We start from the raw sequence: 16422 nt of genomic DNA, 5'->3' as shown, positions 1-16422 counted from the left end.
AATGCTAAAGGGAACAGGTTTAATTAATATTAGACTTGGTCTCTTTATTTTAGTTTTAGGAAATTATGGTTTTGATTTCATATTAAGATTATTAAAATAAAAATTGGTAAAAATAAATAGGATAATGAATTGGAGGTAACCTCATGGAAAAAATTTGTCCTGTTTGCAATAATTTAGAAAGAAAAATTTGTAATTGTGAAAAATGTAGTGCTATAATGGAGGATAAAGGAATAATACAAGAATATTTTGATGATTATACTGCTAATATGGAAATTGATGACAGAAATGAATTTTGTGTTCATATATATCGGTGCAGTAATTGTAATTTTTATGGAAGAATTAAAATTAACAAAATATTGGTTTAGGGAAATCACTTTTTAGGATGCTAAAGCATATTTAAAACTGGAGGGTAAGGGAATGACAAAAACTATTTTACAATATCAAAATGCCTTTAATAGCGTAGTAGATAGAATAAAAATTGATGAATCTGTTTTATCGGTAATGGTATTCGGAAGTATGGTGACAGGTGATTTATGGGAAGAATCAGATATCGATCTTTTTGTAATTGTCAAAGAAAATTTCGAGAAAATTCGAGATATATATACTGAAGAAAAGGGGGTTCCTGTTCATATTAAACTCATGGGTAAAGAAAAATTTATACAAATTTATTCTGACAATCTAAAGGGCGGATATATACATAGAATTTTTTCATCTTCAAGGTTAGTATTCTCAAAAGATATGGATGTAACAGTAAGATTTGACGGTGGTAGATTTTTCCCTGATGTTGATAGAGAACGCTGGGGTATGGTTTTTTTAGGGAAACTCTTAAAAGATATGGGAGTATGTAAAAAGTATTTATGGAGCAATGGGATATATACATCCTACAGTACTGCCATAAGATGCATAGAAAAGTATTCAAGACTATTTGTTAATTCATCAGGGTATATGATTAGTAAGGATGTTCTTGCTATGGCCATGAATTTAAATGATGAGTTTAAACAATGTGTTGATAAATTATTTTTTGAAAAATCAAACATTGCAGAGACCATCCAAGAAACTATTACATTTCTAGAGCAAAGCATAAATTCAAGTATTAAGAGTGATTGTAGCTTACTTTTAAACTATATGAGAGAACAAGATAAGTTTTTAAGTGCTGAGGAAATTATGGCGGAGGAGTTGTTTGTGGATTTTGATATAAACATGGAAGAATTGCTCAATAAACTTTGGGAAAGAGATATAATTAAAAAAGAAAGTAGAGATTTTAAGATTGACAAGGATAAAATCTTATTTAAACAAAATGTATATTTTGTATAATAATTTCGAAATAAATAGGTGTAGCTATGCATAAGTATGAAATTGAATTTGACTTAGACGTTCCCAAATACATAGAAATATCAAAGCATATAAAAAAAATGATTGATGAAAATAATGTATACGATGGTGAAAAATTACCCTCTATAAGAAAATTAGCAAAAATATTGATGGTTAATGAAGTTACCATAGTTAGTGCTTATAAAAAACTTGAATCTGAGGGCTATGCATATCAAAAGATGGGCAGTGGAACCTATGCTAAAAGAAGAGATACAAATATAAAATTTAAAAAAGAATATTCAAATACTTTAAAAAAAATATCTGGGCAAGATCTTAAAATATATGTAGATTTTACAGGGGAAATCGCCAGTAGTGAGTTTTTTCCAGTAACAGTATTTAAGGATGTATTAAATGAGGTATTAGATAGAGATGGTGCAGAAGCATTTGCTTATAAGGAATCTTTGGGGTATGAAGGACTTAGAAATAGTATAAGTAGTTTTTTTTGGAACAATAAAGTAAGTACTGAAGATATTTTAATCCTATCCGGGGCACAACAGGGTATTGATATAGTGTCAAAATCTATAATAAATGCTCATGATAATGTTGTTGTTGAAAAGCCTACCTATGGTGGTGCACTAACAGTTTTTAAATGGCGGAGAGCTAATATATTTGAAGTTGATATCTTAGAGGATGGTATAGATTTAAATCAATTTGAAGAAATTTTAAAGAAGAATAAAATAAAATGTTTTTATGCCATGAGTTATTTTCAAAATCCTACAGGGGCCACCTATAGTTTGGATAAAAAGCTAAAAATATTGGAACTGTCAGAGCTATATGACTTTTATATTGTTGAAGATGACTATCTATCTGAGCTAATATATGACCAGAAGCAATATAGGAGTTTTAAAAGCTTAGACATAAATGATAGAGTTATTTATATTAAGAGTTTTTCAAAAATATTTCTTCCAGGAATAAGACTGGGATATATGATATCTCCTGAGAAATACAAGGAGTATATTCAAAATTCAAAAATCAATTCAGATATATCAACTTCAAGTCTTATGCAGCGTGCTCTAGATTTATATATAAATAAGAATCTTTGGAAACAGCATATAAACTATCTTAATAAGGCTTATAGAGATAAATATGACTTTATGATAAAATGTATAGAAAAGTATTTAGGCAATAAAGTTAGTTATTTTACTCCTGGAGGGGGAATTAATTTTTATTTTAAGATAGTTGATGGTTTGTTAATTAATTCTATGGATTTGTTTTATAGTTGCAAGAATAGAAAAGTTCTAATCACACCAGGTGTTTTATTTTATAAAAATGCTGAGCAGGGCAATAATTATTTTAGATTGAGTTTTTCAGAAATAAAAAAACCTGAAATAGAAGAAGGAATTAAAATTATATCAGAGATATTAGAAAAAATACCAACAAGGTAAGGTGAGAAACTTTTGAAAAAGGGATTAATGGACATTGACTGGCAATGCATAGGCGAATATTCTCAGGAGGAAATATCTTATTTCTTATTTTTAGAGGGCAAAACCATGGAAGCCATATGTAAAATAAGAAATTTGGAAAATTCCATTGTGCAAAAACATATTATAGATGGTAAAATAAAATATAGATTTTTAGTAAAAAGCAATGATACTAATGAACTTTTCAAAAGTATTGCGGTGGCAGGAAAAGAGGATAAAATTCATTTTTTGAATTCAATGGACCAGGATAATAAAAATAAATTAACTGCACTCATAAAAACTAGTTATGGTGAGATGTATCCTAAAGACAAAGAAGCTGCAGTTTGGATTTTAGGGGAATTAAAGGAAGTATCTTGTTTAGATATTTTAATCAAAGCTTCTGTTAATAAATCCGTAAATATACGTAGAATGGCAATTTCAGCTATGGGAAAACTGGGAGACGTCAGAGCAGAAGAGGCGTTACTTAGATCACTATCCGACGAGAATCCACAGGTGATAAGTTATGCAATAAAATCTCTGGGTAAAATAAAAAGTGAAAAAGCTATTGTAAAAATAAAGTACTTGTATAAGAATATAGACAAAAAATACATAATAGATGCTGCTCAGAACTTTTTATTACTTATGGAGCAAATATAGACGGGAGAACTTATATGAGTTATTTTACAATAAAAGATGAATCAGAAGCTGAATTTAAAGAGAAAAAATCTATTTTTATAGGTCATGGGAAAAGAGTTGAAACGGAAGAGGAAGCTAAGGAATTTATCCAAAAGGTTAAAAGTCAGCATAAAGAAGCTAGGCACAATGTTTATGCCTATATAATTGGTGAAAATAGAATGATACAAAGATATAGTGATGATGGAGAACCACATGGTACAGGTGGAATTCCTATTCTAGAGGTTTTGAAAAAAAGCGATATTACAGATGTAGTTGTAGTTGTTACTAGATATTTTGGAGGAATTCTTCTTGGAACTGGAGGACTTGCAAGAGCATATTCTAAAGGTGCCTCTCTAGCTATTAGTGAAGCAGTTGTAGTAGAGAAGGTTAAAGGTATTCCCTTAGAAATAGTAATAGAATATGATTTACTTGGAAAGTTACAACATCTATGTGCTGAGGGAAACACTCATATAGAAAACATAGAGTATACTGACAAAGTGAAAATTCAAATACTCAGTGAGTTTAGTAATCTAGAAAAATTGGAGTCACAAATAACTGAAGTTACTTCTGGAAAAGCACTTTATGTAGAAGAAGAGCCAAAAATGTACTTCAAATTAGATCATAGATTGTATGGATAATGTCTGTATATACCGCATTCTTTACTAATTGTGAGAAAAGGGTGAATTGAAAAAGTAACTTCCACTTTGTAGAGTTAATTTCCATAAAAAAAGTTAGAAATATTTTTTAACAAAAAAATGTTTATATCTACTATTTTTCTAGCAAAATAGTTATGTGATAAATTAGTAAGATATACCCAACAGTAATACTTGCCTGATATAATTTTATTTTTTAAGTAATATAGGTCTCAAGGGGACTGATTATTTTGTCTAGACGTAAAACTTCCTCTTCGGTTGTGGAAATTCCACTTGTGCTTCAAAAAGGCGAGTTTCATATTCTTTCTGGGCAGTAGCCGCTTAGACTAACTTCCACTGTTGAATGTGTTGAGGGTGGAAATTACTTTTGCAATTGAGCATTGTAAGAAAAGTACAAATACTTTTCTTCTTTTATTTGAAAAGTACTTTATTCGATGATATAATGGGAATGTAATGTACTTATAGCTAATTCATAGAATTATTGCTATTTATTAGGCGTAATTGGAAAAATTTCACACATAAAATAGTTAGTTGGGAGGAATTTCAAATGTCGGGACATTCAAAATGGCATAACATACAACAGAAAAAAGGTAAAATTGATTCAAAAAGAGGTAAAGTTTTCACAAAAATAGGTAAAGAATTAATAATGGCAGCTAAATTTGGTGGTCCAAGTTTAGAAATTAATGCTAAACTTAGAGATGTAGTTGCAAAAGCTAAATCTAATAACATGCCTGCAGACACAATAACTAGGGCTATAAAAAAAGGTTCTGGGGAGCTTAATGACATAAACTATGAAGAAATAGTTTATGAAGGCTATGGAGCAGAAGGTGTTGCTGTAGTAATCAACACACTAACAGACAAAAAAAATAGAAGTGTAGCAACTGTAAGGCATGCTTTCGATAGATGCGGTGGAAATATGGGAGCCGCAGGATGCGTAAACTGGATGTTTGCTAAAAAGGGACAAATTATCATAGAAAGAACCGAAGCTATGGATGAAGATGAAATCATGATGCTAGCTCTTGAAGCAGGGGCGGAAGATTTCAATGCAGAAGCAGAAATGTTTGAAATTATCACAGCTATAGAAAATTTTGGAGCAGTAAGAGAAGTACTAGAAGTAGCAGGCTTTGAGTTTGTTTCAGCAGAGCTTACGATGATACCAGATAATATGATACCTATTAGCCTAGAAGGCGCAGCTAAGGTACAAAGGCTTATAGATATGCTTGAAGACGATGACGATGTGCAGGATGTTTATCATAATGCAGATTTTCCAGAGGAATTTGAGGGATAAGGGATACCAACGGTTACATTGAGGTAAACGTTTAAGAACAATGACGACATACGTATTTTTACTGATTCATGATGGCAAATAACACTTTTAGATGTATGTATAAATTTATATATATCTGGAGGTGTTTTTTTGTTAAAATTAAATGATATTATAAAAGAATTTTTACTCGATTGCGAGGTAAAAAACTATTCTAAAAGGACAATTCAAAGTTATAGAAATTGTAATGCCTTATTTCAGAATTATTTAAAACAAGAAATGAAGATTGAAAATTTTGCGTAATTAATTCAATAATATAATTTTTTAATGATGGGAGGATAACAAATGAAAAACACAGTTTATCTTTATATATTTGATACTATGGCAGATTGGGAAGTTGGTTACCTAAATGCAGAACTTAACTCTGGAAGATACTTTAAAAAAGGGCAAGAACCATTAAAAATTTTAACCATGAGTAATACCAAAGAAACTATTGTTACAATGGGTGGATTAAGAACTGTGCCAGATATTGAGATCGACAAGTTCTCTATGAATGACGCAGCAGCTCTAATTTTGCCTGGTGGGAATACATGGACAGACCAGATTCATAATTTAGTTTTATCAATAGCTGAAAAATGCTTAAACAATGGTACTATCGTTGCAGCAATATGTGGAGCCACAATTGGACTTGCCAGAGTAGGACTCTTAAATCAAAAGTATCATACAAGCAATGACCTTGCGTTTCTTAAAATGATATGCCCGAATTATATTGGTGAAAAGTACTATAAGATGGAACCGGCAGTAGTAGATGAAAACTTGATTACAGCTTCAGGAATTGCCCCACTTGATTTTACTGTACATGTATTAAGAAAGCTTGATGTATTTTTACCAGAAGTATTAGATTCGTGGCAACAACTTTATAAGACTCATGATTCAAAATACTTCTTTGAAATAATGCATTTAATTAAATAATATACTATTTCTAAGTTCCTTAATTAGCCAATGAAAAATAACTGAATTATGCTGTTTATCAGAAATAAAGAGACCTTTTTTATCGAGGTATTTTCCTTTAAGACGTTGTAACCTTATTAAAATTCCACAAATTTTAATTATACTAATACAACTATGAAACTGAATAATTATCACAAATGCCGTATTATTCAGAAGTGAATTTTACGGCATTTTTACGTCGCATTTCAATAATATTGGTCGGGGTGGATATTTAGAGATGATAAAACAAATGAAAAATTATATGACGAAGGTTATAGTAGTTTTTATGCAGCAATACATAATTTTTGTAGGAATTTTCTAAAAAAAGTGATGAAGAATTTTTCTGTAATTTTTGTATAGTTGATGATAAAGAGTAATATTTGATAAATAAAGAAGGGTCCCCACAATAAGGACATCTAACTTCTTTACGATTAGATACTACATTTATGAAAATCGTATCACCAATAATTGTATGACTTATGTAGTCTAAATTTTCATCTAATAATTTTATAATTTCGTCCATAAAACGGGTATATTAAGCATTAAGAACGTATTGAGATATATAAAAAATTTCATGTTAATAAGACTGAATTTAAGTCTTGGAAAAACTCTCCGATATAATATACTTAGAGGGGAGATGTTTGAAATTAGTTTTGATATAATCTCAATGAAGGATTTTTAGTTATGGCCAAATTTGTTTTTTATTTACTTTTGGCTGGATATATTTATTTAATTGTAAAAAAGAATAAGTTCCCTGAGATAGATGTTTTAACATTTTTATTAGCATGTTTTGAAGCAACCCATAATCTCATGAACTTTTCGAAATCGTATTTAACTATGAAGCTATGAATTTATATAAATTTCACTTGCACCTTACGCAACGTAATCATTTATGCTTAAATCAATAAGCATTTAAATGCTAACAACATGAATCGGAGGATAAATAGAATGCTAAGATTAAGACCATATAAATCATGCGATGCGAAATATATTGTTAAATGGATAGACAACGAAGAAGATTTTGTGAAATGGTGTGCTAATAAAATAACATATCCTTTGACAGAAGAATCAATGAAAGAAACAAAAGAAAGTTTTGAAAATAATGAAAAAGGATGGCTCTTCACTGCTTTGGATGAAAAAGGAACTCCTGTTGGGTTCATAGCAATGATGAATGCTGATTATGAAAATGATAGTATACATGTTGGCTTTGTTATTACTGATTCATCAAAAAGAAATAATGGGTTTGGAAAGCAAATGGTGAATCAGGCAATAAGATATGCCTTTGAAATATTAAATATGTCAAGGGTAACTTTAAAAGTTTTTGACAATAATCAAAGTGCTCATAGGTGTTATCAAAATGTAGGCTTTGTTGATGAAAAGTATTTAAAAAATGGATTTCCGTATAAAGATGAAATGTGGGGATGCTATGATATGGCTATAGCAAAATCATTATACAGTGTATGAATATAAATTTAAGTTACTTGATTCGCTTTCTTCTTATTAGACGTCACAAATAATAAAAGTTTGTGGCGTTTTTACTTGTGATACATTGGGAATATAAGTCGTCGCAAGTATACCCATAAAAATTAAAATATTGGTTTTAATATACAGTTTCATTTTGATATTTTCAACAAATTAGATTTGGCTTTCTTCAAGGGATATCCTTTTTTGATGCTATAAGAGCCAGTAAATCTCCAACTGTAGTGATTAAACTGCCCAAAACTTCGATTTCATCTGATGTTAGACCGTTTGAAAAAGAAACTGCAAGAGCATTTGCAAGGGCTATAAGTTGACCAGTATCTAAATTATTTAATGGTGAAGACATTATAAATCACCTCTTAGCAAAGTATATGCTGAACTATGGTAAGATGTGCTTTATATAATATGATGAATTAGCTAAAAGTCTGTACTATGAATAAAGTATAGACTTACGTAATTAAGGCACCTGAGAGAGTGTCTTTTTAATTCATATATAAATAGCTCCGATTATAATAGTTATTATGCACATATTTAGACAAGCTTCATAATATATATTGAGAAATATATAGGAGGTTTATATATGTCTAATAATTCTCATCAAAGTAATGAATGGTGTAATGAAATATCAAACGAATGGTCAAATCAACTGGGCAATAAAAAGTCTGATGAATTGTCTAATAATAAGTGTAATAAGCGTAATAAGCGTAATAAGTGTAATGAAAGATCTAATGATATACCTGATGAATTGATTGTAACATGGTTATTGATTGAAGCATTATCTAATAATAGGTGTAGGTGTAGGTGTAGGTGTAGGTGTAATAGGTGTGACTGTTGTTGATTTAGGCAGACAAGCCATAATTTTCGCTCAGAATAAATTACGAACTAACTTTAAAAGTAAAAGACACTCGAAAGGGTGTCTCTTATATTGCATTAAAATTTAGGTGCATTAAAGTTATTTATGATAATATTCCTATTTTCGATACAATTGGTAGTGGAAGGAGGGATATTGTGACACAATTGAAAGAAATTACACAAAAAATTGAAGAACTCAGAGCTTTAATGTATCAGGTAATGAATGAAAAAGAAGCGTTAACTGACCTAGAATTAGTAGTACTTAGTCAAAGGCTAGATGAACTACTAAATGAATACGACAAATTAATAGACAAAAGGTAATAATTTATCGTATCAAATCAATAGACACAGCAGCAAGAGGACTTTCATAGTCCTCTTTTTAAAGTCTAAAAAAATAAAAAGGTAGGTGAAATTATGAACGCAGAAACGGTTGAATTAAAAATAAATGAACATGCTGAAACTTTAAAAGAACACAGCAAAGAAATAGATAATTTAAAGCAAGATGGTAGGGAGTTTAAAACAGAGATAAAAAATCTATGTGACAATATTAAAAATTTAACATCGGCAATGAAGTGGTTTATGGGAATTTGGGTAACAAGCTTACTTGGATTCTTTTTTATGCAATTCAAAGTGGGTTATTTTAGAATTTAGGGAGGTGAAATATAAATGGCAGTTGTAAATTGTACTGTAGATAGTTCTACCAGTGAAAATCAAGCATTAAATAATATTGTAACCAAAGCTAATTGCACTGAAGCAGATTTTTTACTGAGTATACATTTAAATGCAAGTGATACTTTTGTGCATGACACAGAAATATACACTTATAATGGTAAGGAAATTCCAGAAGCTAGAAATATTTTGAATAATATTATAGATATGGATTATACGAATCGAGGAATTAAGGATGGTAGCCATTTAGCCGTTGTAAAAAATACTCATGCTTGTTCAATGCTTATAAAATTATGTTTTATAGACAATAAGGCTGATATGTCTAAATTTTCTATAGAAAAAATGGCAGATGCTATTGTATTGAGTTTGTGTGGTAAATTACCTGTAGTTAAGACTACACCATCAACTAAAATCAAAATAGAAGTATGGAAAACTGTAACTGCTACAACTCTAAATATTAGAAGTGGACAAGGTGCAAACTTTCCTATTATTGGAGAACTACATAAAGGGGATAAAATCAGAATTGATAGAGATTATAAAGAAAGTGGATTCACGAGTATTTTATACATAAGTAATGTAATAGTATGTATAAATATTAACATGCTTAGAATGCCTGTAAAATGCCTTTGAGCTGATTATAAAAAATATGTATATTAATGTAGAAAAATCTCATGTAATAATTTATTTTTTCATACTATTAAATTCATATCCATAATAATATACTATGATTGCATTAAGATAATAAAATTGAACATATAATGCTATACATACATTTACCTTTTCTTTGAGTTTGTTTCAGCAGAGCTTACGATGATACCAAATAATGTGATACCTATTAGCCTAGAAGGCGTAGCAAAGGTACAAAGGTTTATAGATATGCTTGAAGACGATGACGATGTGCAGGATGTTTATCATAATGCAGAGTTCCTTGAGGAGATTGAGGAATAAGGGTAAGCGTTTTCAATGGTTTATGATGGCAAATAGCACCTCTAAATGTATAAAATTATATACATTTAGAGGTGCTATTTTATTTGAAAAAAATTTTTTAAGAGCAAAATACTAATAAATATTGAATGATAAAATTATACTAAAATTTTGTAAGGTTGTCTGTAGTATAATAATCAAATCATAAGGACATAATTAAAAAGCAATTACTCTGAAGGGAAGGATGACCTTATGATGTTCAACAAAGTAGAAATATGTGGAGTAAATACCTCGAAATTGCCTGTTTTAAAGGAAAAAGAAAAGAAAGAGTTACTATTAAGGATACAAAATGGCGAGTATGAGTGTAGAGAAAAATTTATTGAAGGAAATTTAAGGTTGGTCTTAAGTGTGATAAAGCGCTTCAATAATAGGGGAGAAAACGTAGATGATTTATTTCAAGTAGGATGTATTGGTTTAATGAAATCCATTGATAATTTTGATTTAAGTCTAAATCTTAGATTTTCAACATATGCAGTACCTATGATTATAGGGGAAATAAGAAGATACTTAAGAGATAATAACTCTATAAGAGTTAGTAGATCATTAAGGGATATTGCATATAGGGCATTACAAGTTAGAGATAAATTGGTAAATCAAGACAACAAAGAACCAACTATATCCCAGATAGCAAAAGAATTACAATTACCAAGGGAGGATGTAGTATTTGCACTAGATGCTATACAAGATCCAGTATCTTTATTTCAACCAATTTATCATGATGGGGGAGATGAAATCTATGTAATGGATCAAATAAGCGACACTAAAAACTCAGATGATAGTTGGCTTGAGAATATATCAATTAATGAGGGCATGAAAAAATTAAAAGATAGAGAAAAGTTAATTTTAAATTTGAGGTTCTTCGATGGAAAAACTCAAATGGAAGTGGCTGATGAAATAGGCATTTCCCAAGCGCAGGTATCTAGAGTTGAAAAAAATGCATTAAAGCATATGAGAAAGTATGTATAGTGTCATTAAGTGGACCCCTTTTTTGTTATTCGATTTTAAGAATATTTTACGTCAATAAAAAAATAAAGAATGATAACACTTAGAAAACTAGGTGTCATCATTCTTCATTTATATTATAAAGTCCAAGGTATATTCTGTGTTAAGAGTATTGTACTTTTCTACAAGATCTTGTAGTGTAACAGCATCCATTACTTTATTAATTTGCTCATTAACCTTTTGCCATACCATGGTGTTTATGCAAACTTTTATTGTTTTATCAATTCCTAAAGTCCCATCATCATCGCCGGTAATACTCAAATCACCTTCAAGTATTCTTAAAACTTCGCCTACAGTGATTTTTGAGGCTTCTTTTGATAGGGTATAACCACCCTGTGAGCCTCTCGCACTTTTTACAAGCTTAGCCTTTCTAAGTACTGAGAAAACTTGCTCTAGATAATTTTCTGAGATGTCTTGTCTTTCAGCGATAACCTTTAGGGGAATATAGTCTCCCAATGAATTCACAGCGATATCAACCATTGCCCTTAAACCGTATCTTCCTTTTGTAGAAATATTCATGGTGTGTTAATTCTCCTTATCTATACTAAAATCTACACATAACGCATAAAGTAATATTTATTCATTCAAGTAAATGATACTATATTGAAAAGAATAAGTCAAATTGATGTCCATCTAGGACTTACTCCACATAGGCTTTTAACATGTCTAATTTTTTTATAACTAATAGCTTATTACCTTTATGACTTATAATTCCCAATTCTTCAAATATACTAAGCTTCCTACTTATAGTTTCCCTTGTTACTCCCACATAGCTTGCCATCTCTTCTTTGCTAATTGGTAGCTTAACCTGCAGGCCTTCTGAAGTGTTCACGCCATATTTTTCGGCAAACTCTAAAAGCATATAGGCTATTCGAATTTCAGCATCGTTAGTAGCAAGATTCTGAGCGAGATTTTCAGTGTCACTAAGACGCTTTGTGATTACTTGTAGCAGCTTAAGTGATATTTGAGGATTATTCATAAGAATTTCATCCATGTTTTGTTTTGTTAGTGTACATATTTTCGTGTCTGATATAGCATAAACGTCAAAATTATAGGTTTCATTATTGTTGAAAAGACTCAATTCCCCAAAAAAATCTCCACTAGTTAAGATATGAACAATTTGTTCTTTACCCTCCTTGGTAAGCTTTGAGATCTTTACTCCACCTTCATTGATTATAAACAAGGTATCAGATTTCTCGCCTTCATGGCATAGTACAGATCCTTTCTTGTAAGCTTTATGTCCAGTCATATCTACTATCTTTTTTAGTTCCTCATCAGAAAGGAAAGAAAATATGGGTACCTTTTTAGCACAGAGCGTGGTATTACAATTTGTACAATTACACTGACTCATATATTTATCACCTACCAAATGTATTTTTTAATATTTATTTAACTTATTTTATAATAACATTTTTAGCTTAATCTGCCTAATCTTTATTAAACACAATATATACTTTATTTTATATTTTGATTTAAATCATATTTAATAATGAGAAAAGATTGTAAGATAAGAATATAGAAAGAAAGTAAAGCCGGGATAAATAAAATTTAGGAGGAAAATATAATGGAAAATAATATAATGTTAAATAAAGATATATTTTGGGTAGGTAAGGTTGATGATAGAGATGTACCATTTCATAGATTAACACTTACCAGGGGAACCACTTATAATAGTTATTTATTAATGACTGAAAAGCCTACAATAATTGACACTGTTGATATGAAATTTGGTAGAGAGTTTGTAGAAAATTTAAAAAATATAATAGAGCTTGAAAAGATAGCTTATATTATAATAAACCACACAGAGCCAGACCATTCAGGTGCACTTGGAAGTTTAGCAACCTTTGCTAAAAATGCTGTAATAGTATGCTCAAAACTTGCGGTAGTTGAATTGAAGGAAATGTATAAGCTTCATAATAGGGAGTTTCTAGTTATAGGAGATGGAGATACTCTTGATATAGGAGGAAAGACTCTTAGATTTATAGAAACACCATATCTTCATACAGCAGAAACCATTGTGACCTATTGCGTAGAAGATAAAATTCTATTTTCTTGTGATATATTTAGTACTCATATAGCAAACTATGAATATTTTAATGATATTGCAAAAGAAGATATTAAAAATGATTATATTGGATATTATAATTTAATAATGCATCCTCATAGAAGATATGTTCAAAATATGATTCAAAAAATTAAAGACTTAGATATAAAGATGATCGCCCCCTCTCATGGATTTATTCTTAGAGAGGATGTAAAAAGTTATATAGATATCTATGACACTATGAGTAAAAGCACAAAGACAAGCAAAAAAGCACTAATTTTATACTCCTCAATGACAGGTAGAACCAAAAAAATTGCTTCATTTATTATGGAAAAATTTCAAGAACAAAATATAGTGTCAGAAGTCATGGACATTAATAAAACATCAAGGGAAGAAGTTTTAAAAGCTATTAGTGAAGCCCAAGCTATTTTCTTTGGAACTTCTACAAAATATGCAGATATGATTGGTAATATGGAAGATCTACTAAAAAGTCTTAATACCATAAATCTAGAAGGTAAATTAGGAGCTACCTTTGGATCTTATGGTTGGAGTGGAGAGGCTATTGAAGTGGTTCAAGATTATCTAAAACAAACCAATATTAAATTATTAAATACTTCCGATATAATAAAGGGCACTGGAATGATTGATGTGCAGTTACCTATTAGAATTAGATTTGCAGCTAATGAAGAAGATTTAAAGAATATTGAAAGAGCTGTTATATATACTACCGACTTATTGCTTAGTACAATTTAAATAAAAGCCCATGAAGCTCATGGGCTTATTTAAATGGATTTATTTACCCTTTTAAACTATATGTTTTCGAATTCATTTAATGTTTTTAATTTGTTCTCAACTTTCATTTTCTCAACTCTTATACTATCTAATTGCTGAATTAGTTTTTTGTTTTCAACTTTTAAGTTTTTACTTGAATTGTGTTGAAGACCAGTCTCAGCAAGGTCTAAGGAATATTGTAGTTCTTGTTCTAGCTTATTTTTATAAGTTTCTTCAAATTCTTTTTCTACCTGAGTTAACTCTTCATTTAAGGTTGTTTTCATACTGTCAATTACCTGCCTTGATACTTCTGATTTGATTTGTTCTTCAGTCTTCATATTAGTTTATCTCCTTATGTTTATAGTTTATTATTTTATCGGTGTTATTTATACTATTAGGGTGCTCATTAATTTTTTTAGTATTCTTTAAAAGTATAGTTAATGTACATCTGTTAATATTTCAAATTAACTAACAATATAAGTCATACTATTTCCGTGGTTCTATAAGGAATCTAAAAAAAAAGGTATTAATTTCACAATACATGGCAAAATAAAGAAAATGAAATTAATAATTTAATCCATATAAACGAAGGGGAGGATTTAGTGAAAAACGAAGAGTGTATCAAGGTTATTGCTTTAGGTGGCCTTGGTGAAATAGGTAAGAATATAACTGCTTTTGAGTATCAGGATGAAATTGTTGTTATAGACTGCGGTATCTCATTTCCTGATGAGGAAATGTATGGTGTGGATTTAGTAATTCCAGATATAACTTATCTGAAAAACAATTCGGAAAAAGTAAAGGGTATCTTTTTAACTCATGGGCATGAAGACCATATAGGAGCATTGCCATACATTCTAAAGCAATTAAATGTACCTGTTTATGGCACTAAGTTAACATTAGGAATAGTTGAAAATAAGTTGAAAGAGCACAATATATTATCAGGTTGTGTACTACACAATGTAAATGCAGGAGACATAATTCAGCTACAAAATTTTAAAATTGAATTCATAAGGGTTACTCACAGCATAGCAGATTCCTGTGCCATTGCCATTCACACACCAATTGGTGTTATATTACATACTGGTGATTTCAAAATTGATTTTACACCCATTGATGGGTTAGTCATGGACCTAGAACGTATCTCAAATTTGGGGAAAGAGGGTGTAATGCTCCTTATGGCGGATAGCACAAATGTTGAACGGCAAGGTCATACGATTTCAGAAAAAGTTATAGGAAAGACACTAAATAGAATACTATCTAATGCTGAGGGAAGAGTTATTGTAGCCACCTTTGCCTCAAACATTCATAGAATGCAACAGATTGCTGATGCTTCTGTAATGTATGGTAGAAAAATTGTTTTTAGTGGAAGGAGCATGGAGAATATCTCACAAGTAGCGATGGAACTTGGATATCTTCATATACCAGAAGGTTACATTATTGGGGTAGATGAAATGCGTAATTACTCAAATGAGCATGTTACAATAATAACTACTGGAAGTCAAGGCGAACCTATGGCAGGCCTAGCTAGAATGGCTTTTGCCACTCATAGAAAAATTACGATTGAACCGAAGGACTTGTTTATTATATCTGCATCTCCAATTCCAGGCAATGAGAAACTTATATCTAAGGTAATCAATGAATTATTTAAAAAAGGAGCAGAGGTAATTTATGAGGATTTAGAAGAGGTACATGTATCCGGTCATGCCTATCAAGAAGAATTAAAACTAATTCATGCATTAGTCCATCCTAAATATTTTATGCCAGTTCATGGTGAATACAGACATATAAGACAGCATTCTAAATTAGCACAAAATCTAGGTATGCAAGTGGAAGATATATTTACTATGGAAACAGGGCAGGTATTAGAAATTACGGTGGATGAAGCCAGAGTCGCAGGGCGAGTACAAACTGGGTCTGTATTTGTAGATGGACTAGGGGTTGGAGACGTTGGAAGTATAGTACTTAGAGATAGAAAACACTTAGCAGAAGATGGAATGCTAACTGTTGTTGTTACCTTAGAACGAGAATCTTATAGTATTATTGCAGGACCAGATATAATCACTCGTGGATTTATATATGCAAAAGAATCAGATGAATTAATTAATGAAGTAAAAGAAATTGTAAGGCAGGAGCTTAATAAATGCTTAGACAATAAAATCATTGAGTGGTATGTGTTAAAATCTAACATAAAAAAATCCGTAGAGCGATATTTATACCAAAAAACAAATCGTAGACCAATTATTTTCCCTATTATTATGGAAATTTAGG

The 16422-nt window shown here is 30.4% G+C and carries 20 protein-coding genes and 1 pseudogene; 17 read left to right on the top strand and 4 right to left on the bottom strand.

Annotated elements, in window-relative coordinates; genetic code table 11:
• The first annotated feature begins 143 nt into the window (after positions 1-143).
• The 9 genes from G9F72_RS14725 to G9F72_RS14685 all read left to right on the top strand — a co-directional run bounded on the left by G9F72_RS14725 (position 144) and on the right by G9F72_RS14685 (position 7817).
• Positions 144-365: a hypothetical protein gene (locus G9F72_RS14725; RefSeq protein ID WP_164955405.1), complete on the top strand. Its 222-nt coding sequence runs from the start codon at positions 144-146 to the stop codon at positions 363-365.
• Positions 366-417: 52 nt separating this feature from the next.
• On the top strand, positions 418-1314 hold the full coding sequence (locus G9F72_RS14720) for a nucleotidyltransferase domain-containing protein (RefSeq protein WP_164955404.1): 897 nt from the start codon (positions 418-420) through the stop codon (positions 1312-1314).
• Positions 1315-1340: 26 nt separating this feature from the next.
• Complete coding sequence (locus tag G9F72_RS14715) at positions 1341-2756, top strand: PLP-dependent aminotransferase family protein (protein WP_164955403.1); 1416 nt, start codon at positions 1341-1343, stop codon at positions 2754-2756.
• A gap of 12 nt (positions 2757-2768) precedes the next feature.
• Entirely contained in the window at positions 2769-3428 is a 660-nt protein-coding gene (locus G9F72_RS14710) for a HEAT repeat domain-containing protein (protein WP_164955402.1), read from the top strand.
• A gap of 14 nt (positions 3429-3442) precedes the next feature.
• Positions 3443-4084, top strand: coding sequence for a YigZ family protein (locus tag G9F72_RS14705; RefSeq protein WP_164955401.1), 642 nt, complete (start codon positions 3443-3445; stop codon positions 4082-4084).
• 562 nt (positions 4085-4646) lie between these two features.
• Complete coding sequence (locus G9F72_RS14700) at positions 4647-5387, top strand: YebC/PmpR family DNA-binding transcriptional regulator (RefSeq protein ID WP_164955400.1); 741 nt, start codon at positions 4647-4649, stop codon at positions 5385-5387.
• A 129-nt stretch (positions 5388-5516) separates the two neighbouring features.
• Positions 5517-5666 carry a hypothetical protein gene (locus G9F72_RS14695; RefSeq protein WP_164955399.1) on the top strand — a complete coding sequence of 50 codons (150 nt, stop codon included), beginning with the start codon at positions 5517-5519 and terminating at the stop codon, positions 5664-5666.
• A 42-nt stretch (positions 5667-5708) separates the two neighbouring features.
• On the top strand, positions 5709-6335 hold the full coding sequence (locus G9F72_RS14690; RefSeq protein WP_164955398.1) for a type 1 glutamine amidotransferase family protein: 627 nt from the start codon (positions 5709-5711) through the stop codon (positions 6333-6335).
• A gap of 966 nt (positions 6336-7301) precedes the next feature.
• Complete coding sequence (locus G9F72_RS14685; RefSeq protein WP_164955397.1) at positions 7302-7817, top strand: GNAT family N-acetyltransferase; 516 nt, start codon at positions 7302-7304, stop codon at positions 7815-7817.
• A gap of 187 nt (positions 7818-8004) precedes the next feature.
• Here the strand turns inward: G9F72_RS14685 and G9F72_RS14680 are convergent, their stop codons facing one another.
• The gene (locus tag G9F72_RS14680) at positions 8005-8178 is read right to left on the bottom strand and encodes a hypothetical protein (RefSeq protein ID WP_164955396.1); all 174 of its coding nucleotides are present in this window, start codon (positions 8176-8178) and stop codon (positions 8005-8007) included.
• 234 nt (positions 8179-8412) lie between these two features.
• Between G9F72_RS14680 and G9F72_RS14675 the strand changes: the two genes are divergently transcribed.
• The 6 genes and pseudogenes from G9F72_RS14675 to sigG all read left to right on the top strand — a co-directional run bounded on the left by G9F72_RS14675 (position 8413) and on the right by sigG (position 11303).
• Entirely contained in the window at positions 8413-8670 is a 258-nt protein-coding gene (locus tag G9F72_RS14675) for a hypothetical protein (protein ID WP_164955395.1), read from the top strand.
• 170 nt (positions 8671-8840) lie between these two features.
• A complete protein-coding gene (locus tag G9F72_RS14670) occupies positions 8841-9005 on the top strand; it encodes a Spo0E family sporulation regulatory protein-aspartic acid phosphatase (RefSeq protein ID WP_164955394.1) in 165 nt (54 codons plus the stop codon).
• A 93-nt stretch (positions 9006-9098) separates the two neighbouring features.
• The gene (locus G9F72_RS14665) at positions 9099-9335 is read left to right on the top strand and encodes a hemolysin XhlA family protein (RefSeq protein ID WP_164955393.1); all 237 of its coding nucleotides are present in this window, start codon (positions 9099-9101) and stop codon (positions 9333-9335) included.
• Between the two features lie 15 nt (positions 9336-9350).
• Positions 9351-9983: an N-acetylmuramoyl-L-alanine amidase gene (locus tag G9F72_RS14660; RefSeq protein WP_164955392.1), complete on the top strand. Its 633-nt coding sequence runs from the start codon at positions 9351-9353 to the stop codon at positions 9981-9983.
• Positions 9984-10136: 153 nt separating this feature from the next.
• Positions 10137-10301: pseudogene (locus G9F72_RS14655) on the top strand (YebC/PmpR family DNA-binding transcriptional regulator); the annotation flags it as partial.
• A 228-nt stretch (positions 10302-10529) separates the two neighbouring features.
• Positions 10530-11303, top strand: coding sequence for an RNA polymerase sporulation sigma factor SigG (gene sigG / locus G9F72_RS14650; protein WP_164955390.1), 774 nt, complete (start codon positions 10530-10532; stop codon positions 11301-11303).
• A gap of 108 nt (positions 11304-11411) precedes the next feature.
• Here sigG and G9F72_RS14645 read toward each other — a convergent pair whose 3' ends face one another.
• Positions 11412-11858 carry an RrF2 family transcriptional regulator gene (locus tag G9F72_RS14645; protein ID WP_164955389.1) on the bottom strand — a complete coding sequence of 149 codons (447 nt, stop codon included), beginning with the start codon at positions 11856-11858 and terminating at the stop codon, positions 11412-11414.
• A gap of 121 nt (positions 11859-11979) precedes the next feature.
• Positions 11980-12690, bottom strand: coding sequence for a Crp/Fnr family transcriptional regulator (locus tag G9F72_RS14640; RefSeq protein WP_164955388.1), 711 nt, complete (start codon positions 12688-12690; stop codon positions 11980-11982).
• A gap of 213 nt (positions 12691-12903) precedes the next feature.
• On the opposite strand from G9F72_RS14640, the gene G9F72_RS14635 reads away from it, so the two are divergent.
• A complete protein-coding gene (locus G9F72_RS14635; RefSeq protein WP_164955387.1) occupies positions 12904-14136 on the top strand; it encodes an FprA family A-type flavoprotein in 1233 nt (410 codons plus the stop codon).
• 56 nt (positions 14137-14192) lie between these two features.
• On the opposite strand, the gene G9F72_RS14630 is transcribed toward G9F72_RS14635, so the two are convergent.
• Positions 14193-14492, bottom strand: coding sequence for a hypothetical protein (locus G9F72_RS14630; protein ID WP_164955386.1), 300 nt, complete (start codon positions 14490-14492; stop codon positions 14193-14195).
• A gap of 264 nt (positions 14493-14756) precedes the next feature.
• Between G9F72_RS14630 and G9F72_RS14625 the strand changes: the two genes are divergently transcribed.
• Positions 14757-16421, top strand: coding sequence for a ribonuclease J (locus G9F72_RS14625; RefSeq protein WP_164955385.1), 1665 nt, complete (start codon positions 14757-14759; stop codon positions 16419-16421).
• Position 16422: the final 1 nt, after the last annotated feature.

Origin of the sequence: Clostridium estertheticum (genome assembly GCF_011065935.2) — a bacterium.
Taxonomy (GTDB): domain Bacteria; phylum Bacillota; class Clostridia; order Clostridiales; family Clostridiaceae; genus Clostridium_AD; species Clostridium_AD estertheticum_A.
Note: the sequence above shows the minus strand (reverse complement) of the source record. Positions and strands in the feature narration are given on the sequence as shown.